This is a genomic window from Cupriavidus sp. SHE, assembly GCF_000812445.1.
GTDB classification, from domain to species: Bacteria; Pseudomonadota; Gammaproteobacteria; order Burkholderiales; family Burkholderiaceae; genus Cupriavidus; species Cupriavidus metallidurans.
Window position 1 is genome coordinate 199369 of sequence record NZ_JWMB01000025.1, and the last position, 23521, is coordinate 222889.

At 63.0% G+C, this 23521-nt stretch carries 24 protein-coding genes and 1 tRNA gene; 14 read left to right on the plus strand and 11 right to left on the minus strand.

The annotated features are described in order from the left end of the window. Nucleotides 1-78: 78 nt before the first annotated feature. Nucleotides 79-933 carry a sulfite exporter TauE/SafE family protein gene (locus tag RN01_RS14490; RefSeq protein WP_082019911.1) on the minus strand — a complete coding sequence of 285 codons (855 nt, stop codon included), beginning with the start codon at nt 931-933 and terminating at the stop codon, nt 79-81. A 40-nt stretch (nt 934-973) separates the two neighbouring features. Here RN01_RS14490 and RN01_RS14495 point away from each other — a divergent pair, with 40 nt between their 5' ends. Then, nucleotides 974-1870: a LysR family transcriptional regulator gene (locus RN01_RS14495; protein WP_024570465.1), complete on the plus strand. Its 897-nt coding sequence runs from the start codon at nt 974-976 to the stop codon at nt 1868-1870. 5 nt (nt 1871-1875) lie between these two features. On the opposite strand, the gene RN01_RS14500 is transcribed toward RN01_RS14495, so the two are convergent. From RN01_RS14500 to RN01_RS14530, 7 genes are all read right to left on the minus strand, one after another. Beyond that, nucleotides 1876-2286, minus strand: coding sequence for a DUF3830 family protein (locus RN01_RS14500; RefSeq protein ID WP_024570466.1), 411 nt, complete (start codon nt 2284-2286; stop codon nt 1876-1878). Between the two features lie 81 nt (nt 2287-2367). Then, a complete protein-coding gene (locus RN01_RS14505; protein ID WP_024570467.1) occupies nt 2368-3558 on the minus strand; it encodes an amidase in 1191 nt (396 codons plus the stop codon). A gap of 33 nt (nt 3559-3591) precedes the next feature. Then, a complete protein-coding gene (locus RN01_RS14510; protein ID WP_017515160.1) occupies nt 3592-4605 on the minus strand; it encodes an ABC transporter ATP-binding protein in 1014 nt (337 codons plus the stop codon). Between the two features lie 16 nt (nt 4606-4621). After that, nucleotides 4622-5701 (minus strand): ABC transporter ATP-binding protein, encoded by a 1080-nt coding sequence (locus tag RN01_RS14515; protein WP_024570468.1) that lies wholly within the window; start codon nt 5699-5701, stop codon nt 4622-4624. A 2-nt stretch (nt 5702-5703) separates the two neighbouring features. Next, nucleotides 5704-6591 (minus strand): ABC transporter permease, encoded by an 888-nt coding sequence (locus tag RN01_RS14520; RefSeq protein ID WP_008651572.1) that lies wholly within the window; start codon nt 6589-6591, stop codon nt 5704-5706. Between the two features lie 10 nt (nt 6592-6601). Then, nucleotides 6602-7552, minus strand: a complete 951-nt coding sequence (locus tag RN01_RS14525) for an ABC transporter permease (RefSeq protein ID WP_017514411.1) — start codon at nt 7550-7552, stop codon at nt 6602-6604. A gap of 86 nt (nt 7553-7638) precedes the next feature. Further along, complete coding sequence (locus RN01_RS14530; RefSeq protein ID WP_223277352.1) at nt 7639-9216, minus strand: ABC transporter substrate-binding protein; 1578 nt, start codon at nt 9214-9216, stop codon at nt 7639-7641. 279 nt (nt 9217-9495) lie between these two features. Between RN01_RS14530 and RN01_RS14535 the strand changes: the two genes are divergently transcribed. Beyond that, nucleotides 9496-10743, plus strand: a complete 1248-nt coding sequence (locus RN01_RS14535) for a Zn-dependent hydrolase (protein ID WP_024570469.1) — start codon at nt 9496-9498, stop codon at nt 10741-10743. 12 nt (nt 10744-10755) lie between these two features. On the opposite strand, the gene RN01_RS14540 is transcribed toward RN01_RS14535, so the two are convergent. Beyond that, nucleotides 10756-11541 (minus strand): IclR family transcriptional regulator, encoded by a 786-nt coding sequence (locus tag RN01_RS14540; RefSeq protein ID WP_024570470.1) that lies wholly within the window; start codon nt 11539-11541, stop codon nt 10756-10758. A 229-nt stretch (nt 11542-11770) separates the two neighbouring features. Between RN01_RS14540 and RN01_RS14545 the strand changes: the two genes are divergently transcribed. The 8 genes from RN01_RS14545 to RN01_RS14575 all read left to right on the plus strand — a co-directional run bounded on the left by RN01_RS14545 (nt 11771) and on the right by RN01_RS14575 (nt 17527). Beyond that, entirely contained in the window at nt 11771-12469 is a 699-nt protein-coding gene (locus tag RN01_RS14545) for a GntR family transcriptional regulator (RefSeq protein WP_017514871.1), read from the plus strand. Between the two features lie 35 nt (nt 12470-12504). Beyond that, nucleotides 12505-13182: a DUF2848 domain-containing protein gene (locus RN01_RS14550; RefSeq protein ID WP_017514870.1), complete on the plus strand. Its 678-nt coding sequence runs from the start codon at nt 12505-12507 to the stop codon at nt 13180-13182. Beyond that, a complete protein-coding gene (locus RN01_RS14555) occupies nt 13179-14501 on the plus strand; it encodes an amidase (RefSeq protein ID WP_017514869.1) in 1323 nt (440 codons plus the stop codon). Before RN01_RS14550 ends, RN01_RS14555 begins: the two co-directional genes overlap by 4 nt. 109 nt (nt 14502-14610) lie before the next feature. Continuing rightward, nucleotides 14611-15936: an MFS transporter gene (locus tag RN01_RS14560; RefSeq protein WP_008651583.1), complete on the plus strand. Its 1326-nt coding sequence runs from the start codon at nt 14611-14613 to the stop codon at nt 15934-15936. A gap of 199 nt (nt 15937-16135) precedes the next feature. After that, nucleotides 16136-16222 (plus strand) — tRNA-Leu (locus RN01_RS14565). A gap of 25 nt (nt 16223-16247) precedes the next feature. Further along, the gene (locus RN01_RS33905) at nt 16248-16727 is read left to right on the plus strand and encodes a hypothetical protein (RefSeq protein WP_156149779.1); all 480 of its coding nucleotides are present in this window, start codon (nt 16248-16250) and stop codon (nt 16725-16727) included. A 217-nt stretch (nt 16728-16944) separates the two neighbouring features. After that, nucleotides 16945-17199, plus strand: a complete 255-nt coding sequence (locus RN01_RS34300) for a hypothetical protein (protein WP_017514657.1) — start codon at nt 16945-16947, stop codon at nt 17197-17199. A gap of 43 nt (nt 17200-17242) precedes the next feature. After that, a complete protein-coding gene (locus RN01_RS14575; protein ID WP_017514658.1) occupies nt 17243-17527 on the plus strand; it encodes a hypothetical protein in 285 nt (94 codons plus the stop codon). A gap of 317 nt (nt 17528-17844) precedes the next feature. On the opposite strand, the gene RN01_RS33030 is transcribed toward RN01_RS14575, so the two are convergent. Then, nucleotides 17845-18909, minus strand: a complete 1065-nt coding sequence (locus tag RN01_RS33030) for a fimbrial protein (RefSeq protein WP_197067577.1) — start codon at nt 18907-18909, stop codon at nt 17845-17847. Between the two features lie 37 nt (nt 18910-18946). Beyond that, the gene (locus RN01_RS33035; RefSeq protein WP_080672880.1) at nt 18947-19318 is read right to left on the minus strand and encodes a hypothetical protein; all 372 of its coding nucleotides are present in this window, start codon (nt 19316-19318) and stop codon (nt 18947-18949) included. A gap of 867 nt (nt 19319-20185) precedes the next feature. Between RN01_RS33035 and RN01_RS14590 the strand changes: the two genes are divergently transcribed. The 4 genes from RN01_RS14590 (at nt 20186) to RN01_RS14600 (ending at nt 23512) form a co-directional block, all read left to right on the plus strand. Continuing rightward, nucleotides 20186-20569, plus strand: a complete 384-nt coding sequence (locus tag RN01_RS14590) for an OsmC family protein (RefSeq protein ID WP_024570474.1) — start codon at nt 20186-20188, stop codon at nt 20567-20569. 93 nt (nt 20570-20662) lie between these two features. After that, a complete protein-coding gene (locus RN01_RS35020; protein ID WP_024570475.1) occupies nt 20663-22315 on the plus strand; it encodes an FAD-dependent oxidoreductase in 1653 nt (550 codons plus the stop codon). After that, nucleotides 22312-22614, plus strand: a complete 303-nt coding sequence (locus RN01_RS33040; protein WP_080672881.1) for a UBP-type zinc finger domain-containing protein — start codon at nt 22312-22314, stop codon at nt 22612-22614. Before RN01_RS35020 ends, RN01_RS33040 begins: the two co-directional genes overlap by 4 nt. 271 nt (nt 22615-22885) lie before the next feature. Next, nucleotides 22886-23512 carry a hydrolase gene (locus tag RN01_RS14600; protein ID WP_024570476.1) on the plus strand — a complete coding sequence of 209 codons (627 nt, stop codon included), beginning with the start codon at nt 22886-22888 and terminating at the stop codon, nt 23510-23512. The last annotated feature ends 9 nt before the right edge of the window (nt 23513-23521 follow it).

Sequence of the window (23521 nt, forward strand, 5' to 3'; positions counted from 1 at the left end):
CCGACAGTGGGTCCGCGATGCCGGCATGTTAGCGCGCGAGGAGATAGGGCGCGAGGCGTTAATGCACGAGGAGCCCGATCAGGCCAGCCAGGTGCGAATGACCAGTGCGCTGCCTGAAAGCAATACGATCACATTCACCACGCGAAGGAACTGCTCGCGCGACATACGCAGCGTAATCTGGCGCCCGGCCCACAGCCCAACGATCATCGCCGGCGCCAGTGCCACCGCAAGCTTCAGCAGTTCCGCGCCCGCATAAACGCCCGCCAGCAGGAACAGCACCAACCGCGTCAGTGTGGACAAACCAATCAAGGTCGATTGGGTGACACGCATGGCGTCTTTGTCGAGCCGGCTCGACAGATAGATCGCGTACAGAAAGCCACCGCTACCGAACATTGCGGAGCAGATGCCACCGACCAACCCGAACGGCACGGCGGCGGATGAGGAAAGTCGCGTGGCCGGCCGCTTGCCGAGCAACGACCAGATCGCATACGCCGTGACGAAGACACCCAGCACGGCGGGCAGCACGTCGGCGCGTATCCGCAGCAGCAGTGCCGCGCCGATCAGGCTGCCGATGAGCAGGCACGGCACCAGCCGCCGCAACTCGGTACGATCGGCGGCGTGTCCGTCGCGCGCCAGATTGAGAAGTGCCGCCGAGCAGTCCATTAACGCCAGCAGTGGAACGATCTGCGCGACGGGCATTACATAGGCCAGCACAGGTGCTGCCACCAGCGCCGTGCCGAATCCGGCGATGCCGAAGATGACGTATGCCGCGGCCAACGCGGCGCTCATGGTGGCGTAGCCGGGCAGGGAAACGTCGGGAAGCAGGGCGGACAGGTCCATCGGCGAGGCGGGGATTGGGAGAGGATTCAGCGTAGCGCCGGGCGACGTGCCGATCGATCGCAAATGCCGCGCGCTGCCATCGCAAATCGGCATGGCAGGCAAAGTCCATGAAGCGCGTGGCACACTTATGCTTATGACGCCCTCCCTGAAGCAGCTGCGCTATTTCGTCGAGATTGTGGACGCCGGCAATTTCAGCCTGGCGGCCGAACGGCTGTTTATCGCCCAGTCGGCGTTGAGCCGGCAGATCCGTGACATGGAAGCGACGCTGCAGGTGGAACTGCTGGTGCGCAAGCCTCGGCACGTGGAGCCGACGGCGGCGGGGCAGGCGTTCTACGAATCGGCGCGCCGCATTCTGTCCGACCTCGCCGGCGCAGCCGTGCAGGCCCGCCAAGTGCAGCGTGGCGGGGCCGATGCGATACGCCTGCTCCATTCGAGTTCGGTCGTGCTGACGCCGCAGCGGTGCGGCTGGTTGCATCGCTGGCAGTCCGACCATCCCGCCGCCCGCTTTGAAGTTGCCCAGGCATCGTCGGAGCAGCAATCGGTCGACATCGAGGAGGGCCGTGCCGACCTCGGGCTGGCGCGTGATCCGGTGCTACGTCGTTACCCGAACATCCAGATCGATCCGATGGCCGGAGAGCGGCTGGTCGTGGCTGTCTGCGCCGACCATCCAATGTCGCGACGGGAATCGCTGACGCTGAGTGCCTTGCGAGAGATGCCGTTTGTCTCGCTGCCGCACCCAGAGCGGGGCGGGCTCAGCTACCGCGTGGCGCAGCTTTGCCAGGCGAGCGGCTTCTATCCCACGGCGGCCGGTGCGATTTCCCGCAAGCTTTCGCAGCTATCGCTTGTGGCGGCGGGCTTTGGCGTAGCCGTGGTGCCGGAATCGATGCAGTGGTACGGGCCCGATGGCGTCCGGTTTGTGCCACTGTCCGATGCGGGCGCGATGACACGTGTGGTACTGCTCTCCCGCCGAGATGCGCCCGAGCCGGTGGCGGCGCTCCGTACGCTGGCGCTGTCCACCGGCGCCGCCTGAACCCGTCAGGCCAGTTCGAATACGACGTCCTGGGCGCCTTCCCATAGCACCTTGGTGCCCAGGGCGCGCAGGTTTTCCTTGCCCTCGACGATGGTCAGGAAGTGGTTGCCCGCCAATTGCCCCAGCTTGCTGGCGAAGCAGCAGCTCCCGTAGGCCAGGATGATCTCCGTCTCGCTGTAGCCGCCTGGGTAGAACAGGATGTCCCCCACGGACGGATGGCTCGTGTGGTTCTCGAAGTCGACACCGAGCCTGAATTCGCCCAGCGGAATCCAGCAGCCCTCGCCACTCCAGCGTACGTGGATCAGCTTCTGCCGATAGGGCAGCAGTTTCAGGAACGCGGCAACGGTCTGCGGCGCATCGGGGTTGGTATCGGCGAAAAAGGTGTAGCCGGCGGCGGAGATGCGGAGTCGGGTCATGATGTAATTGCCGTGATGGGAGCGGTTGGCGCCATCCGCTTCACCGACGAGGATCGGGGAGCGGTCTGGCACCAGCTTAGTTCAGGCGATCGCCGTCATCAATGTTTCGGCCACGGCAATCAGGCTGCGGTCGCTCCCCATGGGGCCAATCAGGGATACTCCCAGTGGCGAGCCGTCGCGCCCGGATAGCGGCAGGCTGAGTTGAGGGAATCCGGTCAGCGGGGTCAGGCATAGCGTATGCGCCGCGGTGGTCCGGTAGTCTTCGAGTGCTTCCATCGGTGTCGTACGCAGTGGCGCGATGTCCGGCATGGTCGGTAGCAACAGGATGCCGTCTTGACCCAGCAGACGGCCCAGGTGAGCCGTGAACTCCCGGCGCACGGCGCTCGATTTCTCGAACTGCGCCGCCGTTACCCCCTTGCTGAATGCGAATCGGCCGGCGACATCGGGCCCCAGCTGCAGTCCATAGTTCTCGATCAGCGCGCCATCCGCCCGCCACGCCTCCCAGCCCTGCACGTAACGGAAGGCCCAGTACAGATCCGACAGCGGACGATCGGCCACGTCAATGGGCGAGGCTTTACCGAGCACGGCCTCGATGCGTGCTGCGGCGGGTGCAAGCGCCTTGCGCGCCTCGGGCGTTGGCAGTTCGAAGAGGTCGGCTGCCAGCAACAGCCGGGGCCGGCTGGGCAGCGGATTGGCATCCGCACCTAGCAGGACATCGGCCACGCGCGCGAAGGTGGCGATATCCCGCGCGAAGAAGCCGCACGTATCCAGTGTTTCGCACAGTGGCATGCAGTGAGTCAGTGATATCCGGCCATGCGAGGGACGGATGCCGAACAGGCCGCAGTGGCTGGCTGGTGCGCGGACCGAGCCACCGGTGTCGGTGCCGAGCGCGAAGTCGCACAGCTTGTTCGACACTGCGGACGCCGAGCCCGACGACGAGCCGCCCGTAATGCGATCGGGCGCCGCGCCGTTGTACGGGCCGCCGTAGTGATGGTTCTGCCCGTTCATCGAGAACGCGAGCTCGTCCGTATGGACCTTGCCGACGAACGCCGCGCCTGCATCGAGCAGTTTCTGGACGGTGGGCGCTGTGATTGTCTTGATGCCAGAGCGTGCCAGCACATGCGGATTCCCGCCGCCCGTGGGGTAGCCGGAGACGTCGAAGAGGTCCTTGACGGCGAACGTCAGGCCGCGAAGCGGGCCATCGGTCGCGTTTGGCACGGGGGCATCGGGGTAGGGCAGAAAGGCGCGCGAGGGATGGGTGGCCAGGCTCATGGGTGCGATTTCCTTGGAATCGATCAAACGGTTTCAGGCGACGCATTCGCTGGCAGCGGGCGCGGTAACCCGCACACAGCTGACGCGATGCTCATTGCCGAGCGATACGGCTTTCGGGACCTCCGACAGGCAGGCCGCACTGGCCTGTGGGCAACGTGGTGCGAACGTGCAGCCGGGCGGCAGCGCTGCGAGGTCAGGCGGTGCGCCACCGATCGTCGCGAGGCGTTCGCCACGGCCCATGCCATGCTGTCGGCTTTGCAGCAACGCGATCGTGTAGGGATGGCGCGCGTCACGCATCAGCGTGCGGATGGGGCCCTCCTCGACAATGCGTCCGCCATACATCACGGCGACACGGTCGGCGATTTCCACCGCGGCGCCGATATCGTGGGTGACAAAGATGATCGACAGGCCGAGCTCGCGCTGCAGTTCGCGCAGCAGTATCAATACCTGGATCTGCACCGTGGCATCGAGTGCCGTCGTGGGCTCGTCGGCCAGCAGAATCCTGGGCTGCGCGGACAGCGCCAGCGCGATCATCGCGCGCTGACGCATGCCGCCCGACATCTCATGCGGATAGGCGGCCAGGCGTTGCTCCGGGCTGGGAATGCGCACGGATTCCAGCGCCTTGAGTGCCAGCGCACGCGCTTCCGATGTCGATACCCCACGGTGTGTGCGGATGCATTCGACAATCTGTTGCCCAACCGTGTAGACGGGGTCCAGCGCCAGGAGTGGCTCCTGAAACACCATGGCGACGGTACCGCCGCGCAGGCGGGCCAACGCGCGTTTGTCGAGATCCAGCACGGACTGACCGTCGACTTGAATCTCGCCGGATATCGTCGTGCGCCGTGGCGGGTGCAAGCGCATCAAGGCGCGTAGCGTGACGCTCTTGCCAGAGCCCGACTCGCCGATCAGCGCCACGGCTTCGCCCGGCGCTACTTCCAGCGATACACCGTTGACGGCCTGGATCGTCTTGCCGCCGCTTGCGAAGGACACACGCAGATCTCGCACGGAGACTGCGGGTGGTTGGGAATGGAGGGGGTCGGTGGACATCGGTGTCTCCGCGAGTTCAGGGCGTGGCGGCATGCAGGTTCGTCGTCAGCCGGCGCAGCGGCAGCGAATGGCCGCCGTCTGGCATGGCCATCAGGCATGACACCGGATGGCCGGTGAGCGCGTCGGTGAGCACAGGCTCGCGCCGCTCGCAAATGGGCTCGGCACGCGCGCAGCGCGGATGGAAGCTGCAGCCCGATGGCGGATTGATCGGGTTGGGCGGATCGCCGGCCAACGGCGCGGCCAGCGTGCGCTGGTCGGGGTCCATCGAAGGCATCGATGTCAGCAGCGCCCGCGTATAGGGATGGGCCGGGTTGGCATAGACGGATTCGGTTGCGCCGATCTCCACGACCTTGCCCAGATACATGACCATGACGCGGTCGCAAAGGTAGCGGATCACATTGAGGTCGTGGCTGATGAATACGTAGGTCAGGTTGAATTCGGCCTTGAGGTCCATCAGCAGGTTCAGTACCTGGGCTTCCACGGACTTGTCGAGGGCGGACACGGCTTCGTCAAGAATGACAAGGCGGGGCCGTGGCGCCAGCGCACGCGCAATGTTCACGCGCTGGCGCTGTCCGCCCGACAGTTCGTGCGGATAGCGGCCGGCGAATCGCTTCGGCTCCAGCCCGACGCGCTCCAGCAGGTATCGGGCGCGTTCCGTGGCTTCCCGTGCGGAAACGCCGTGGACACGTGGCGTGAACGCGATCGATTCCTCGATAGTCAGTCGTGGGTTGAGCGACGAGTAGCTGTCCTGGAATACCATCTGCACCTGACTGCGGAACGCCTTCATCGGCAATTGCCGGGAATCAACGCCCTGCGCATCGAAGATCAGTTCGCCGCTGTCCTGCGGCGTGAGTTGCATCAGCAGGCGTGCCGTGGTGGACTTGCCGCAGCCCGATTCCCCGACCACGCCAAGTGTTTCGCCCTTGAGGACGTCGAAGCTCACGCCGTCCACGGCACGCACGACACCGCCCTTGCGCAGCGGGACTGGGGACTTCAACGGAAAGTGCTTGACCAGCTGGCGTGCGATGAGCAGCGGCTGCGCCCGGCCGCCGACATCTGTAGGGGCGGTAGGCAGGGGTGCATGCGTTTCAACCATGCTCACTCCTTGATTTCCATGGCCGAGCGAATGCCATCGGCCAGCAGGTTGAACGAGATCGAGGTCAGGAAGATCATCGCGCCGGGCAACGCGGCCACCCATGGCTGGGTATAGATGGCGGTGCGCAGGGTGTTCAGCATCAGGCCCCACTCGGGCTCCGGTGGCTTGACGCCAAGCCCCAGGAACGACAGCCCGGAAGCCAGGATCATCGAGACCGAGATCAGGCTCGTGGCATAAACGAAGATTGGGCCGAGCACGTTGTTGAGGACGTGCACGCGCACGATGGTCAGCGACGATGCGCCCGAGGCGCGGGCGGCATCGACGAATTCCCGGTTGCGTACCTGCGTGGTCACGCTTTCGGCGACGCGCACGATCTGCGGCACGAACACGATGGTCAACGATAACAATGCGTTGCCAACCCCCGCGCCCAGTGTGCCGGATAGCGCAATGGCCAGCAGTACCGACGGAAACGCATAGAGGATGTCGGTGAGCCGCATGATGACGGTGTTCGTCCAGCCGCCCGCATAACCGGCGACGATGCCAATCGTGCTGCCGATCAGGAAGGCGAGCAGTACCGGCGTGATACCCATGAACAGCGACAGCCGCCCGCCAAGCATCAGGCGCGACAGCATGTCGCGGCCCAGTTCGTCGGTGCCAAGCAGGTGACCGTCGAAGCCGATCGGCTTCAATCGCTTGAGAATCGACGACGCATAGGGGTCGGCAGGCATCAGCGCCGGCGCGAAGATCGCCGTCAGGACAAGTACGATCAGGATCAGCGCGGCCAGCATTGCGAGTTTGTTGCGTAGCAGCCGCCGGCAGACCGTGGTCCAGTATCCGGGCGAGCGCTCCACGGGCAGCGGTGCCACGGCCTTGTTCAGTGTCATTTCCATCGTGGCGTCCTCAGTTGCGTTGGATACGGGGGTCGAACAACGTCTGCAACGCGTCGACCAGCAGGTTCAGCATCACAAAGAACACGGCCAGGACGAGAATCGTGCCCTGCAACAACGGGAAATCGCGCTGGAAAATGGCGGAGTTCAGCAGGAAGCCGGTGCCTGGCCAGGAGAACACCGTTTCGATCAGGATCGAGCCGCCGAGCAGATAGCCCAGTTGCAGGCCCATGACCGAGAGCGCCGTCGGCGTAACGTTCTTGACCACGTGACGGAATACGGCAAGGTCCGACAATCCGCGCGCACGCAGGCCGACAATGAACTCGTTGGACAGGATCTCGGCCACCAGTGCGCGGATGGTGCGCGCCACGATGCCCATCGGAATCACCGACATCGTGACCGCAGGCAACAACATGTACTGGATGTGTTCCCAGTCCCAACGCCAGTCGCCCGATCCGTTGGGGCCGGCGCCGGTGGCCGGCAACCATCCCAGCAGCACGGAGAACGCAATCACCAGCACCATGCCGAGCCAGTAATGCGGAATGCTGACGCCCAGTACCGACAGGAACGACGCCACACGATCGGGTACCGAATCGCGCAGGTAGCCGGCCACGAAGCCGAACAGGCAGCCGAACGTGAAGCCGATCAGCGTGGCGACGGCGGCCAGGCGCACGGAGTTGACGACGGCTACCGACACCTCGCTCATCACGGGCCGGTTCGTGGCGATCGACGTACCGAGGTCCCCATGCAGCGCGCGCAGCAGCCAATGGAGGAATTGCTCGAGAAACGGCTTGTCGAACCCGTACAGCGCGGTCAGTTGTCGCCGCAGATCCTCGGATGCATCGGGTGGCAGCACCGACACAAGGGGATCGCCGGGGGCAATGTGGACCAGCGAGAAGCAGAGCAGGGCGACCCCAAGCAGGATCGGCAGGGCATATGCGATGCGGCGAAGCAGGTAAGTCATGGTCTATGGCCGGCTTGCGGAATAGGCAAATACGTTGGCGCGGGAAAGTGCCCCCTTCCGCGGAGGAGGGCACTGCGGCGAGTCCGTCAGTCGATCGACATCGTCGCGATATCGATGAACCAGCTCTGCGGCTGCACCACCCCCTTGACCTTCCGGGAGATCGCTCGCGGGCCCACATCGTGGGCGATCAGCACGAATGGCGCTTCTTCGACGATGCGCGCGTGGAGTTTTGCCAGCGCGGCATCTCGTTCCTTTTCGCCAAATGAGGTGCGCGCGGTCTCGATCAGCTTGTCAAACTCCGCGTTGCCGAAGTAGCCCCAGTTGTTCGAAACCGGCGGCTGCGTCTTCGTGCTGACGAAGCGGACCATGGCAAAGAAAGGGTCCATCGCCGCAAAGCTCACATTGATCGCGTTGGCGCCATGCGCGCTCGCGTCCTTCGCACCAATGCGCCAGTTCGTGAACAGCGTGTTCCATTCGACGACGTCAAAGTCCACGTCGAAGAAGCACTCCTTGAGGTTTTGCTGTACGTACTCGTTCATCGGCAGCGGCTGCATCTGGCCGGAGCCCGATGCGGATACCTGGACCTTTACCTTCACCGGCTTGGCGGCGGAGTATCCGGCCTCTGTCATCAGCTTGCGCGCGGCCGCGGGGTCGTACTTGATGGTGAATGCCGGATTGCCCCACCACGGGTTTCCGGCTTCGACAATGCCCTTGGCCTCGGCCATGTAGCCGCCGAGCAGTGTCTTCAGGCCGGCGCGATTCACGCAAAGGTTCGCGGCCTGGCGCACGCGCTTGTCGAGCCACGGGGAATTCGGCGCGAATGACAATTGCCATGGCCACATGTGCGGCTGCGCGTTGGCGTACACATCGAAGCCACGGCTCTTGATTTGCGCGATGGCATCGGGTGCCGGGGCCTCGATCCAGTCCACCTGGCCTGACAGCAGTGCCGCGGTGCGTGCATTGGCCTCGGGCATCGGCAGCATCACGACCTTGTCGATCTTCGGCACCCGCTTGTTGTCCCAGTAGGCGGGGTTCTTGGCAAGCTCCAGGCGTTCGCGCGGGACGAAACGGGTCATCTTGAATGGGCCCGTGCCCGATGCGTCTGCCGCAAAGGCCACCCATGCCTGCTTGCTGCGCTCCGCCGGGTCGATCACGGAGGCAGGGACCGCCGCGTACTTCTTCTCCCACTGGGTCGGCGACGCCATGAACAGGTTCGACACGTTGTACGGCAGGAACGAATCCGGCTCTGACGTGACGAGTTGCACGGTCATGTCATCGATCTTCTTCGCGCTACGCAACGTGGGCATGCGCGAAGCGGTGACGCCAACCTGGCTGGGGTCGAACTGCTTCGCGGTCTTGTCGAGCACCTTGTTGACGTTCCAGACCACGGCATCGGCGTTGAACGGCGAGCCGTCGTGAAACTTCACGCCTGGGCGCAGCTTGAACGTCCATTCGGTCTTGTTCTTGTCGTCGACCTTCCATTCGGTTGCCAGGTCGGGAATCAGCAGGCTTGGGCCGTTGCTCTTCGACAGGTCCCATTGGGTGAGTGCGTCATACATCGGGATGCCGGTGAACCGGTTGCCTTCGAAACCCTGGTCGGGCTGGCCGAGCGTACGCGGGATGTCAGCGGCCGTCATGCCGATGCGGAGCACCTTCTCGGCCATCGCGGCGCCGGGCAGGGCCAGCAGCGACAACGTGACGGCGGCGGAGACAGTGCGAATCGCGGCGGAAAGGCCTTTCGAATGGGAGGACGTGGAGTGGGTCACGGACGGGGCTCCTGAAACGGAATGGGCTGTGGATGGACATTGCTCCGTCAAGCAATTGATGTGCCAGTGGCCATGCACCATCGATGGGTGGTCATGGCCGAGACTGTCCGCACCTGTCAGTGGTCTGCTTCTTGCTCGTACCCAGGTCGATGTTCACTCACTGCAGACAACACAGACATGGATTCGCAATTCACTCCTCGTATCAATGGCGCACGCCTGTGGCAATCGCTGATGGATCTGGGCGCGCTCGGCGCCACGCCTAAGGGTGGCGTGTGCCGCATTGCGCTGACCGAAGACGACCGAAAGGGCCGCGACCTCGTGGCGAGCTGGTGCCGCGAGGCTGGGCTCGACGTGCGCGTGGACGAGATCGGCAATGTGTTCGCACGACGTGCCGGCACAGACCCCACCGCACCAGCGGTGGCCACGGGAAGCCATATCGATACCCAACCGTCCGGCGGCAAGTTCGACGGTAATTTCGGCGTGCTGGCGGGTCTGGAAGTGATGCGCACGCTCAACGATCTGGGCATTGCCACACGTGCACCGCTGGAGGTGGCGATCTGGACCAACGAGGAAGGCACGCGCTTTACGCCCGTGATGATGGGCTCGGGCGTATTCGCAGGCGTATTCGATGCCGAGTTCGCCAGGCGGCAGCAAGACCGTGACGGTGTGAGCGTTGGCGATGCGCTCGCAGCTATCGGCTATCGCGGCACGCAGCGTGCGGGTGAAGTGCCCGGTGGCATGTATTCGGCCTACTTCGAGGCGCATATCGAGCAAGGGCCAGTCCTGGAGGCGGCTGGCCTACCGATTGGCGTGGTATCCGGGGCACTTGGGCAGCAATGGTACGACGTGACCGTCACCGGCCAGGATGCGCATGCAGGCCCGACGCCGCTGGCCTTGCGTCACGACGCGCTGCTGGCTTCGGCACGCATGATCGAGGCGGTGAATCGCATCGCGCGCGACGAAGCCCCGCATGGCCGCGGCACGGTGGGCTTTCTGGAGGTCACACCAAACTCGCGCAACGTGATACCGGGGCGCGTGGATTTCTCGGTGGATGTTCGCCATCTCTCGCAAGATGGCCTTGACCGGATGGACGCAGCGATGCGTGGGGCGTTCGCCGGTATTGCCGATGCGGCGGCCGTGGACGTGGAGATTCGGCAGGTGGTCAAGTTCGAACCCTGCCTGTTCGCACCGGCGTGCGTCGATAGCGTTCGCCGCGCGGCGGCTGGGTTGGATCTGCCGCATATGGATGTGGTCAGTGGCGCCGGACATGATGCGGTGTACGTGGCACAGCGCGCACCCACTGGCATGATCTTCGTGCCGTGCAAGGACGGCATCAGCCATAACGAGCTGGAGGATGCGCTGCCCGAGCATATCGAGGCCGGCGCCAACGTCCTGCTGCGAGCCATGCTGGAGCACGCGCGATAAGCGCCTGCCGGCTCAGTGGGCGATCGATCGCGAGATCGCCCACGCGCATTCGACCACCAGCGGGCCAAGCTTCTTCTGCGCGTCGGCCATGGTCCAGCGGCTGGCTGGTGGCGAAACATGGACCGCCCCCACTGCCTCGCCACGGCTGTTCACCACCGGCGCGGCGATTCCCATGTCGCCCAGGAACAGTTCCTCCTCGTTGCACGCGTAACCGACCGTGCGGCACGCCACGACGCGCTCGAAGATGGTTTCGACGTCGGTCAGCGTGACCGGTGTGCGTGGCGTGCGCGCAGACGCTTCGAGCATCGCTCGCACGCGTTCGTCCGGCAGCGTGCTCAGGTAAGCGCGTCCCGAGCTTGTGCAGTACATCGGAATCCGCATGCCCACCGGCGTCAGCACTGGCATGTGCTTGGCGGTCACGAGCTGCGCCATGTAGACCATCTCCAGGCCGACAGGCTCGGTCAGGTTGGCGGTCTCGCCGCTGGCATTGGCCAGTTGCGAGAGGTAGGGGCTGGCGATCGGAATCAGCGCGTCCGCGGCAAGGTAGTTGTAGCCGATCTCCATCACCCTGGGCGTCAGCCGGAAACGCCTTGTCTGGGGATGCTTGTCGACGTACCCGAGCCGCTCCAGCGTGTGGATCGTGCGCTGGGCGGAGCTCTTGGTCATGCCTGTCAGTGCCGCCAGCTCGGCCAACGTCAGCGTGCGATGCACGGCGCTGAATGCACGCAGCACGTCGAGGCCCTTTTCAAGGGACTGGTTGAACAGCGGGTCGGGGCGTTCTTTGTCGTCGCTGGTCATGGTCTTGGACCTGAAGTTGGCACCATCGGCGTGACCCGCTGCACCACGATGTAGATGTATTGCACCAAGATGCGGTTGAATCGATTATCGATTTCAGATCGATTGCCCATGATACGTGAGCCGGCCCATTTGCGAAGCTGCTTGGTGTTTACCCCTACAATTTCTCGGGTTGTGCTCAGTGAAATATCACACTAGTATCACTGCAATATCAAACAGATTCCGACCTGCCGTGGCGAATCCCATCCGACTGGTCGGCGCAGCCGACGCCGAACCCACAATCCCGACCCCCGCCCAGAGCGGGGCGGCCATGCGTGAACACGCATACACCGAGATCAAGCGTCGCATCATCTCGTGCGAGTTCCGGCCCGGCGAGCCGCTGAACGAGGCCCAGGTGGCCGCGTTGCTCGGTCTTGGTCGTACTCCCGTGCATCAGGCGCTGCATCGCCTGGAAGTGGAAGGGCTGGTATCGATCCTGCCGCGCAAGGGCGTGCTGGTGACGCCGCTGTCGCTCAATGAAGTGCTCGATATGATCGAAGTGCGCGCGACCAATGAGGTGCTGTGCGCCACCCTGGCATGCGAGCGTGGGCACGACAGCGATTTCAAGGCGATGCGCGACATCGTCGACCGCTCGCCCGAACTGATCGCCAGGCGCGATATCCCGGCGCTGGCCGCTCTGGACCTGAAGTTCCACACGGCGATGTCGGCCGCCTCGCGCAACCGCGTGCTGGCCGATCTGCTGCGCGGCCTGCATGAGAAGCAGGCACGTTTCTGGTTCCTCTCGCTTTCGGATCCGCAGCACCTGGAGAACGTCTACCAGGAGCATCTGGAGATCGTCAACGCCCTGGAGCGGCGCGACGTGCCGGCGGTGCGCGAGGCCATCCGCGAACATATCGACGAATTCCGGAAGAACATCATCCGGACACTCTGACCGACCCTTTTCCCCTCGTAACAAGGTAGTACGCAATGCCGACACTGCATCTTCAGGTAGCCGGCGGGGGCGCGCTCGCCCTCGACATCGAACGATTGATCATCGCTGGCTGGACCGGCCGCGACATGGACGCCGTCCAGCACCATATCGACGAACTCAAGGCGCTCGGCGTCAAGCCGCCCGCAACCGTGCCGACGTTCTATCCGCTGGCCGCCTCGCTGCTGACCACCGACGACGTGCTCGAAGTGCCGCGCGACGATTCCTCGGGCGAAACCGAGTTCGTGCTGCTGCAGGGCGCAGACGGACTCTATATCGGCATCGGTTCCGATCACACCGATCGCAAGGTCGAGGCCTATGACGTGACGGTGTCAAAGCAGATGTGCGCCAAGCCGATGGGCCACGAAGTCTGGCGTTTTGACGAGGTGGCCGACCACTGGGACGTGCTGGAAATGCGTTGCTGGCGCGTGCGCGATGGTCAGCGCTCGCTGTATCAGGAAGGCAAGGTGACGCGCCTGCTGGACCCGCGCGACCTGATCCAGCGCCTGACCGGCGAGGCGCAATTGCCCGTGGGCACCGCAATGTTCTGCGGCACGCAGGCGGTGATCGGCGATCTGGGCCATGGCGAAGCGTTTGAAGTGGAACTGCACGACCCCGTGAGCAACCGCACGCTGCGCCATGCATATCGCGTGGAATCACTGGCGGTGGCCGAATGAGCGCGCCGACCATTGCCCAACTGGCCGCAGCGCTGGCTGCAGGCCGCACCACGAGCGTGGCGCTGACCGAGGCCGCGCTGGCTAATATCGCCCGGCATCAGCAGGCGGGCGGATCGGCCTTCATGATGGTCGATGCAGAGGGCGCGCTGGCCCAGGCACGTGCGGTCGATCAGGCGCGCAGCGCGGGCCTTGTGGCCTCGCCGCTGGCCGGGCTGCCGATCTCGATCAAGGACCTGTTCGACGTTCGCGGTCAGGTCACGCGTGCCGGATCGAAGGCCCTCGACGGCGGTGCGCCGGCGCAGGCTGACTCGCCCGCCGTGGCGCGACTACGTGCCGCTGGCGCGGTGCTGATCGGCCGTACCAATATGAGCGAGTTCGCGTTCTCGGGCCTGGGGCTGAATCCGCACTACGGCACGCCGCGCACGCCGCTCGACCCCGAGCGTGTTGCCGGTGGATCGACATCGGGTGGCGCGGTGAGCGTGGCCGAGGACATGGCTGTCGCTGCGCTCGGTACCGATACCGGCGGCTCGATCCGCATTCCGTCGGCATTCTGCGGCTTGACTGGTTTCAAGCCGACGGCGCGTCGCGTGCCGCTGGACGGCGCAGTGCCGTTGTCGACGTCGCTCGACTCCGCCGGCCCGCTGGCGCGCTCGGTTGCCTGTTGCGTGGCAATGGATGCGGTGCTGAGCGGCGAGACGCTGGATACCCGCGCGGCGGACCTGCGTGGACTGCGCTTCTACGTGACGCGCGATTTCGTCTGCGATGGTCTCGACCTGGAAGTGGCGCAGGCGTTCGAAGCCGCACTGGCAAGGCTGTCGGCCCAGGGCGCGACGATCGTCCCGTTCGACTTCCCCGAACTGCGCCGCCTGCCGGAGATCAATGGCGGTGGAGGCCTGACCGCGGCCGAGTCGTGGGCCTGGCATCGCACATTGCTGGCGGCCAAGGGTGACCAGTACGACCAGCGAGTGGCACAGCGCATTCGCCGGGGCGAGAAGCAGTCGGCGGCGGATTACATCGACCTGCTGGCAGCGCGATGCGCGATGCAGCAGCGTGCCGCCTTCTTGCTGCGCGACGCCGATGCATGGCTGATGCCAACCGTGGCCGTACGCCCGCCGCGTCTCGATGCCCTCGACCGCGATGAAGACTTCTTCGCGGTCAACGGCCTGGTGCTTCGCAATGCAAGCGTGATCAATTTCCTCGATGGCTGCGCGGCGACGCTGCCAGCCGGCGAAGGCATTGGCCTCGGCGTGTGCGGCCTGCATGGCAGTGACGCGCGCGTGTTACAGGTGGCCGCGGCCATCGAACGCGCCTTCGATTGATGCGCTGATCGTCCTTTCCGCCGGATCCCACGGCTAGCACAACGCAAGACCGAGAGGGCCGCGCCGACGCAGCGCGGCCCCGCCCACCACACCCAAGGAGTAGTCACAGATGTCCATCGTGATGAGCGGCGCCCCTGGCGCCCCGGAGAGCCTGCCTGCCGCGGAACTGGCTCAGCAACGCAACGAGGCGTATCGCAAGATTACCGTGCGCCTGATCCCTTTCCTGGTCTTCCTGTTCATCCTGGCCTGGATCGACCGCGTCAACGTCGGTTTTGCCAAGCTGCAGATGCTGCAGGACTTGCAGTTCAGCGAGGCCGTGTACGGGCTGGGCGCGGGAATTTTCTTCATCGGCTACTTTCTGTTCGAGGTGCCGAGCAACCTGCTGCTCGAGAAGATCGGCGCCCGCAAGACGCTGGCGCGCATCACGATCCTCTGGGGCCTGGCGTCGATGGCGATGATCTTCGTGAAGACGCCGATGCAGTTCTATACGCTGCGCTTCGTGCTCGGTGTCTTCGAGGCGGGCTTCTTCCCGGGCGTGGTGCTGTACCTGACGTACTGGTTCCCGGCCGCGCGTCGCGCACGTATCAATGGCCTGTTCATGACGTCGTTCGCAATAGCCGGCGTGGTGGGCGGCCCGCTGGCCGGCTTCATCATGAGCGCAATGGACGGTGTGGATGGCCTGGCCAACTGGCAATGGCTGTTCGTGATCGAAGGGATTCCTTCGGTGCTGGCCGGTATCGCGGTGCTGATGTACCTGCCGGAGAAACCGGTCAACGCGAAGTGGCTGACGCAGCAGGAGCAGACCATCGTCACGCGCGACGTGGAAGCCGAGGCGCGTGATCCCAACAAGCACTCGTCCCTCAAGGACGCCTTCGCCAATGCACGTGTGTGGATCTGCGCGGCGATTTACTTCTGCGTCGTCAGCGGCAACGCCACCATCGCATTCTGGTCGCCGTCGATCATCAAGGAGCTCGGCGTACAGGGCAACCTGCAAATCGGTCTGGTCTCCGCAATCCCGTTCGTGGCCGGCACCATCGCCATGGTCCTCAACGGTATTCACTCGGACCGCACCGGCGAACGCCGCATGCACTGCGCGATGGCAACGCTGGTGGCAGCCGTGGGCCTGACGCTGACCGGCTTCCTGCTTCACAGCGCAGTGCTGGCCCTGATCGCGCTGACGATCGCCTCCATCGGCATCCTGGCCGCCTTCCCGGTGTTCTGGTCGCTGCCGTCGGCATTCCTTGCCGGCACCGCAGCCGCAGGCGGCATCGCGCTGATCAACTCGATCGGCAACCTGGCCGGCTTCGTGGCGCCGTACATGATTGGCTGGTTCAAGACCAGCACCGGCCAACTGGCCGGCGGCCTGTACTTTGTGGCCGCACTGGAAGCCTGCGCGACGGTACTCGTGATCGCTTTCATCCGCGCCCGCCACTGATCACGGCGCAGGATGCCCGCAAGGCGGCAGGGGACTGGATTCCCCTGCCGCCTTGCGTTACAATCCGCTTCCTTATTGCGTCGCAGGCAGAAGTTACGCCGGCGGCACGGACGGTGTCCCGGCGCCTAGTCGCCGCAAGCAAGAAAAGGCGGGCAGTTCCAGCCGCCTTTTTTGCTTTGTTGACCACCGTCCAAGGACCGCGAGGGTGGCGAAATTGGTAGACGCACCAGGTTTAGGTCCTGACGCCAGCAATGGTGTAGGGGTTCGAGTCCCCTCCCTCGCACCAATATTTCCTTATAAATCAACAACATATGCCGTTGATGCTGGCGAGAATTCAGCCAGCTTTTGCCAGAATTTCGGGCGAACATCTTCACGGCCCGATTCCCCGCCTCGGCGTCAGCCGACGGCATCCAGCCGCACTACACGCGGGCGATCATCGTCCAGTCAGCGTGCCCCATCTGTTTTGCCACCCACGTCGGCTGTCCGGCACCACGCATTTCGCTGAAGCTGTCGCGCGCCAATGCGATGGCGTATTCGTGCCGCTGCCGAAGCTCGAGTTGCAGGGGGGGCGCGATGAGCTGTCTGACAAACAGCAGGAGTTGCTGGGCGAGATTGGCACTTTGTTCAACCGGTTCCGCGAGTTCACCGCAGACGGCGAGATTGATTGCCGGGAAGATTCGGAGCTTCACAAGGTTGCTGACGAAGTGCATCGGTCGCCTGAGGAGTTCTTGGCCGTCTCGACGCGGCTGTACGGCCGGCGGCTAGTTGGCAAGGCCGATCGTGATGAGTGACCGGGGCATCGAGGCACGCGACGTGGTGCCGGCGTACATGCGGGTCACGCTGGCCCTTATCTCCAAGGTTGTCGGGCGCGGTTCACCGCGGCGCCACGGGGCTGCACGGGCTGGGCACAAAGGGGTTTGACAAGTATTGCGGGTTCGAGGAGGTGGAATTGATCAGGGAAACATAGGTGCTGCTACTTGAGCACGTGCCGACGGTGGAGTTGCTGCCGTGATCCACCTGAGCTACTTGTACCGGCTGAAGCCAGAGGAAATAGCCATCCGCTACCAGGAGCGGCAGGCCCGGGCGGACAAAGCGTGCGGCGACTGTGCGAATCGGTCGCTGTTCGTCGGCCTGGACGGCCAGCCGGCAAGAGAATGGAGGTTTCCGCTGCGCGACTACGGTCGGCAGTGCGACAAATACAGGAAGGAAGGGAAGGGCACAGTGTCTGGGCGGATGCAGCGGTCGGGCGATCGGCTCAGCTGAAGGTCGTTACCGAGCGGCGCCCCCGCAAGCCAACGTCGCGCGCATGCTGATCGATGAGGCTGATGCTGAGCAGGTGGAGCGCGCCTGGCGTCGGCTGATGCCATTTGACCGGGGCGTCCTGCGCATGCACTACATCTGGCAAGCGCCCGCGTCTGCAATGTGCCGTCGGCTCCGAATTCGCCATAACCCGCCCAGCGTGCTGGATCTGGCCATCGCACACGCCAGGCGCGAGATTGGCAAGGTTCTGAACTCGATGGCAAAAATGCAAGCTGAGGTCAGCGAACGATTGCGCGCCAACATCCGGCATGTGGACTATTGTGCCTTGTGACAATCAGCGCGGCCACCTTGTATTTGGTTGCTCCGGCATATTTTGAGGCTTTCCGCCGAATTGCGGGCTGCGAGAGCTGAGGTGGCTGGGGCGGCGATAAGTCAGGGGTTGGCCCGACTGCTGAGTTCGGCCAGTTTGGACTGTTGATTGATAGACATGGGATGGCCGCTGGGCTGTCCAACTTTATGGGGCAGTTTAATCATTCTCCGTGCGGGTCATTCCGTGTCGTCGTGGCCCTATTGATCGCTCATCGTGAAAGTGGCGGCTCATCGCCTACTTGAAGCTCCTTCCCCAGAGGGTGTAGGTGTACCCGCAAACTACTGATAATTCATTAGGAAAGTCATCACAGTATTCGCGAGCCCGGGCCCTATCGAGCTGCCGGTTTGGTAGTAGCGGGCCTTGAGGGGAATAGCGTAAGCCCCTCCGGTGCTTGAGTTGTATCCATTGAACGTCTGCGGGCTACCCAGCGGGAACGGGTTGCCAGAATTATCCAGCAGCTGGACACCTATCCCGGTAGCGCCCGATGAGCCATCGAGCGCCACAACCGAGTTTGCACTGCTGAGAATAGTAGTCACCGCGTCGACTTGATACATAATAGTCGTCATCCCCCCCGGGCAGTTGTTCAGGGCAATATTGAATCCCGTGGACGATGTAAAGCTGCCTATTCCCGAGAACTCAGAAGTTCGATGGTTCTGCATTGGAACCGTGACATCGGGAGTCTGACATGACGCCGGCGAAAATGTGATGCTGCCAACAGCGCCCGCCCTGTAGACCACAAGCGAACTATCAAAGTTATACTCAACCGTCGGAAGACTGGCGCCATCTACCGTACCATAAGAGACTGGTCCGGTTTTCACAAATACGTAGTTCAGATTTTGCGCACCCCAATAGAAAGTGATAGAGCTGCCTGAGTAGCTTGCCGAGGTGGGAAAGGGGGTGTTCTGGTTCGTGATTTTGACGCCCACGCCAGGAACATTCGTGGGAAAAATATTATCGGACTCGGGGACTTGTGACAAATTCCAATAACGGGCTCCGTTTCCACTACAAGTGGCGTAGAATTCGCCAGGAGACGGTGACCAGGTAAATCTGGTGAGTTCGGCTCCAACTGGGAGATCCCGAGGCGCAACGACAGTTTTAGTTATCGGAATTGTTATATTCAGCGTACTAAATCCGGACATAAAACTGCAGGTAGCCCAGGCGGGTGCAAAAGAGGAGAAGAAGATGCAAGTCCCAAAGAGAAAAGCAACAATTCCTTTAATGCATCGAGATTTCGGATTGTCGAAATAAGTCCGATGTAATGCAACAATTGTTTTTAGCATATTTTTTCTAGAATCGTCCGCACTGCCACTTGGAATGGAGGCAGCTTGTTTCCGAGCCGCCACCGTCAATTCTCCGCTGGGTGGTGGCACTGGCAGTTAGTCAATAAGCCGGAACGGCTTCACCATCGGTGGCCAAGCCGTAGCCATTGATGGTCTGGTCGTGGACTTTGATATCCGGTGCCAGGCTCAGCTCGCCCTTGAGCGGGAACAGCCTGGTTTCACCGGGACCTACCATGCCGCTTCCCACAAACTTCGCAGTCATACCAGCACTGGTTACTTCGAGTACGGGAATTAAAACGTGGTAGGGGGTCGGATTCGGGCTTCCAGGCTCGCGTCCTTGCGCGTTATAAATCACTGATGTGCCATCAATCGTGACTGAGGCGTGCGCGCTCAGTGACGCAATCAAGCTCGCGGCAAACAAGCTTGCGGTGAATGCCGATTGAATTTGTCGTCTAGCGTTCAGGAACGGCACGTGGAATAGTCAAAAAAGTCTGAAAGAGAGGACGGGCCGGATCCGGTGATTGGCGGATCGTGTTCGCATCTGGATCGGAAGCCGCCGCCTGCCGCTGGACAAGTCTGATTTTAGGCAGCACAACCCAGCGCACGAATAAGGCATCCCCTAGTTTGCGTCAGAATTTGGCCCGGTCGGCGGTGATGTGGGGCGTGCCCGCCGGGGTGAGGGGGCAGCGCTACCAAGTGTCGACGATGGCTGAGATGCCTGAGATGGCTGATGAAGGCGATGTGGAGGGCAACGTATCTGGAGAGGGCCTATTGCCGTCGTCTGGCCAGGTAAGTGTTGCGGCGGGCCCGGCACTCCCGGAAGCCATCAATCGCTATACGATGCGGGTCCGAATCGATTCACATGAATGGCTCTTGGTTGGGCCGCTTGGGGCGATCACGCCGGACGGCGGAGAGGGGGAAGCGGGCGTACAGCGACCTTGGGGGCGGGGCTTTGTCGCCACGCCGAAAGTGAAAGAAGTTGCCTCTTCGTCCCTGCAGTTCGGGTAGTCCAGTGGGCGACCATATTCGAACGGACGCGGCGCGATCTCCGTGCGGTCGTGGGCGGAACGATCCGGTGCGCGCATCAGTAACAGTTCGATCCTGCCAATTCCCTGGATCGGGCTTGCTCGGCCATCTCCAGTTCCCCCGTCATGACGTGCATGGATACTTGCTGCATTGCGGCGCGCTGTCTCCGTCGCCCCAATGATTGAGTCGCGGCAACTGCCGCCGCGCCGGTCTAGCAATACGAAAGGTTGATTGATCTATCGGCCGGTTTGCACGAATACTCAGCCAAAGTTAGTTCATCCCGCATCCCCATGGTGGAGTGGAGACAGGAGCCATGACATTTGGCACCGCACAGATTGGATCGACGTCGCGCTATCGCACGAGCATCATGGTATCGGGCCACGCCATCACGGCCGATGAGCCTCGTGCGCTCGGCGGGCAAGGGGTTGGCCCGGCACCCTATGATCTATTGCTGGCAAGCTTGGGAGCGTGTACTGCCATCACGCTCAGGATGTATGCCGAGCGCAAGGGCTGGCATTTGGAGTCGCTGGAGGTCTCCATGCGGCTTGTCGGGTCGGACGCGCTCCGTATCGAGCGGACGCTTGTCATGAAGGGCTTGGAAGAGAGCCAGAGACTGCGCATGGCGGAAATTGCCGAGCGTACGCCCGTCACGAAGACGCTGCGGTCCGGGTTGCCGATCGACACGCGCCTGGCTTAATGCCGGCGCGTTTCAGGTCGGCCGCTTTCAAGCATTCCCACACTGGCTGGCAACGAACCCGCCGGACGCTGGGCGGAAGAGGAGAGCGCTCATATGATCCAGCAGAATACAGGCGGAGTCGGGTCGCGCAGACATCAGATGTTTCCAGTTCTGACGCCGATTCAGGTTGAGGCGGCTAGCCGATTCGCAAGCGGTCCGCCGCGCGTGTTCGCATCGGGTGAAACTGTCTTTGCCACGGGGGACAGGAACGTACCGGTTTGGCTCGTGCTGGATGGTTCCATTGATGTTCTGCGCCGCAATGGCCTGGACGAGAGCGCGCCCATCACTACCCATCGCGCGGGGCAGTTTACCGGAGAGGTCAGCCAGATCGATGGCCGTGCGTCGCTTGCGCTGGCGCAGGCGGGTCCGGACGGCGCCACGCTGCTGCCATTCGATCCACCGCACTTGCGCGCGCTGATGATCGGATCGGCGGAGGTTGGCGAAATCGTCATGCGCGCATTGATCTTGCGGCGCGTCAGCCTGATCGAGCATGGTGGCTCGGGTACGATTTTGATTGGTGCGTCAGATGATTCGCACCTTCTGCGCCTGCAGGGATTCCTGACCCGTGGCGGCTACCCCAATCACATCATGGACCCTCGGATCGACGGCGATGGGCGTAGCTTCGTCGAGCGGATGGCGCTTCTTCCTACCGATATGCCGCTGGTGGTCTGCCCCGGTGGCGCAGTATTGAAGCGGCCGGACGAGCGTGAACTGGCGGGCTGCCTCGGCATTCTCCCAAAGATCGAGCAGCGGAAAATCTACGACGTTGCCGTTGTGGGTGCGGGTCCGGCCGGGTTGGCGGCTGCGGTCTATGGCGCTTCGGAGGGCCTCTCGGTGATCGTTCTTGACGAGCGCACCATGGGCGGGCAGGCCGGAGCGTCGGCGCGAATCGAAAACTATCTTGGCTTTCCGACCGGCATCTCGGGGCAGGCGCTCGCAGGCCGCGCATTCACCCAGGCCCTGAAGTTCGGGGCCGAGGTGGCCATCCCCGTGAGTGTGGGGCGGCTGGATCGCGATGGGGATCGGCTGATGCTGGGGCTCTCCGATGACTCGACAGTGGCAGCGCGTACTGTCGTGATCGCTTCAGGTGCTGCCTATCGGCAACCAGACATCGCCGGCCTCAGGCATTTCGAAGGCGCTGGGGTCTCCTATTGGGCATCCCCGATCGAAGCGCGCTTGTGTGCAGGCAAGGAAATCGCCCTTGTCGGCGGCGGCAATTCGGCGGGCCAGGCGATCGTGTTTCTTGCTCCGCACGTGAAGCGGCTTCACGTATTCGTGCGGCGAGAGCTGTCGGAGACGATGTCACGCTACCTCATCGATCGCATTTCTGCGTTGCCCAACGTCGACATTCATGTCGGCACGGATCTGATTGGACTCGCGCCCCATGGCGAGACGCTCGCCAGCGCCACAGTTCGCGATCGCGCCAGCGCGGCGTTGACGCAGTACGAAATCTGCCATCTCTTCCTGTTCATTGGCGCGACACCGCATACCTGCTGGCTCAACGGTTCATTAGCGATGGACGACAAGGGCTTCATCTTGACTGGTGGATCGACATCTTCGCTCGAGACCAGCATGCCCGGAGTCTTTGCCATCGGCGACGTCCGAGCGGGCTCGACTAAGCGAGTGGCCGCCGCAGTCGGTGATGGGGCTGCCGCCATTTCACAGATCCACAATTACCTCAGCAAGCAGGCCAAGGAGGCGGCGTGAAAACTTGTGACCATACGGATACGATCCGCGACGTCGTACCAAGCGCCCGGGGTTGCGAAGAATGTCTGAACGTGGGCAGCACGTGGGTGCATCTTCGGTTGTGCCGGGCGTGCGGTCACGTTGGTTGCTGCGACAACTCTCCCCTCAGGCACGCCCGTGCGCATTACGAGAAAACCGGACATCCAATCATCGAGGGATACGACCCTCCTGAGGGATGGGGGTGGTGCTACGTCGATCGGGAGGAAGTCACGCTTCCGGACCAGACGCCGCAGCGAGGGCCGATTCCACGGTTCGTCTGATGGTCGGGTGTGCAGTCGCGCCGCCCTTGGAGCGCGTCGCTGGATGAAATCAGAAATTCAAAAAATTTGATTGATTTGTGCGTTAATCCGGGGATTCAAGTCAGGAGTCCGCCGCTATAGTTCCCCGCATGGCGCAGAAACAAGCCAAAAACGCCGCCAAACAGTGCAACCACGCAACGCCAGTTCAATTGCTGAATTTAGTTGAATAGACTTGCTGCGCATCCCCAGGATTGCAACGAGATTGCAGTCCCAGACACACAGGAGAATCCACATGACCAAACTACCATTGCTTGACCCTGCCGATTGCGCCCTGATCCTCGTTGATGAGCAGGCGGGCCTTGCGTTTGCTGCAGGGTCTCAAGACCCGCAGATTCTGCGCAGCAACGGGCTTGCGGTTGCCAAGACGGCGGTCGCCTTCGACTTGCCGGTTGTGGTTTCGACCTCGGCCTCGAAGGTGTACAGCGGCCCATTGATGCCAGCGTTCCGGGAAGTGCTGAAGGACGTCACCCCGATCGAACGGCGCAACATGAATCTGTGGGAAGACGATGCGGTGCGCAATGCGATCACGGCGACCGGAAAGCGTACGCTGATCATTGCGGGCTTGCTGACGGAGGCCTGCGTGAGCTTCCCGGTTCTTTCCGCGTTATCAGAGGGGTATCAGGTCTACGTCGTGGCCGATGCCTGTGGTGGATTGAGCCCGACAAGCCATGAACTCGCGTTGCGACGGATGGCGGCAGCTGGCGCAGTCATGACCTCCTGGCTTCAGCTCCTGCTCGAATTCCAGCGGGATTGGACCCGCCACGAAACCTATGAGAAGGCTCGCGCGATTGTGGTGGAGCATGGTGGTGGGTACGGCACGGGTCTGGCGTATGCGCGTGACATGATCAAACCGGCGTGAGCGTCCGTG

Coding starts and splice junctions, on each gene's coding strand:
- RN01_RS14490 (WP_082019911.1), bottom strand. CDS start 933: ATGCCGATTTGCGATGGCAGCGCGCGGCATTTGCGATCGATCGGCACG.
- RN01_RS14495 (WP_024570465.1), top strand. CDS start 974: ATGACGCCCTCCCTGAAGCAGCTGCGCTATTTCGTCGAGATTGTGGAC.
- RN01_RS14500 (WP_024570466.1), bottom strand. CDS start 2,286: ATGACCCGACTCCGCATCTCCGCCGCCGGCTACACCTTTTTCGCCGAT.
- RN01_RS14505 (WP_024570467.1), bottom strand. CDS start 3,558: ATGAGCCTGGCCACCCATCCCTCGCGCGCCTTTCTGCCCTACCCCGAT.
- RN01_RS14510 (WP_017515160.1), bottom strand. CDS start 4,605: ATGTCCACCGACCCCCTCCATTCCCAACCACCCGCAGTCTCCGTGCGA.
- RN01_RS14515 (WP_024570468.1), bottom strand. CDS start 5,701: ATGGTTGAAACGCATGCACCCCTGCCTACCGCCCCTACAGATGTCGGC.
- RN01_RS14520 (WP_008651572.1), bottom strand. CDS start 6,591: ATGGAAATGACACTGAACAAGGCCGTGGCACCGCTGCCCGTGGAGCGC.
- RN01_RS14525 (WP_017514411.1), bottom strand. CDS start 7,552: ATGACTTACCTGCTTCGCCGCATCGCATATGCCCTGCCGATCCTGCTT.
- RN01_RS14530 (WP_223277352.1), bottom strand. CDS start 9,216: ATGGCCGAGAAGGTGCTCCGCATCGGCATGACGGCCGCTGACATCCCG.
- RN01_RS14535 (WP_024570469.1), top strand. CDS start 9,496: ATGGATTCGCAATTCACTCCTCGTATCAATGGCGCACGCCTGTGGCAA.
- RN01_RS14540 (WP_024570470.1), bottom strand. CDS start 11,541: ATGACCAGCGACGACAAAGAACGCCCCGACCCGCTGTTCAACCAGTCC.
- RN01_RS14550 (WP_017514870.1), top strand. CDS start 12,505: ATGCCGACACTGCATCTTCAGGTAGCCGGCGGGGGCGCGCTCGCCCTC.
- RN01_RS14555 (WP_017514869.1), top strand. CDS start 13,179: ATGAGCGCGCCGACCATTGCCCAACTGGCCGCAGCGCTGGCTGCAGGC.
- RN01_RS14560 (WP_008651583.1), top strand. CDS start 14,611: ATGTCCATCGTGATGAGCGGCGCCCCTGGCGCCCCGGAGAGCCTGCCT.
- RN01_RS33905 (WP_156149779.1), top strand. CDS start 16,248: ATGCCGTTGATGCTGGCGAGAATTCAGCCAGCTTTTGCCAGAATTTCG.
- RN01_RS14575 (WP_017514658.1), top strand. CDS start 17,243: ATGCTGATCGATGAGGCTGATGCTGAGCAGGTGGAGCGCGCCTGGCGT.
- RN01_RS14590 (WP_024570474.1), top strand. CDS start 20,186: ATGACATTTGGCACCGCACAGATTGGATCGACGTCGCGCTATCGCACG.
- RN01_RS35020 (WP_024570475.1), top strand. CDS start 20,663: ATGATCCAGCAGAATACAGGCGGAGTCGGGTCGCGCAGACATCAGATG.
- RN01_RS14600 (WP_024570476.1), top strand. CDS start 22,886: ATGACCAAACTACCATTGCTTGACCCTGCCGATTGCGCCCTGATCCTC.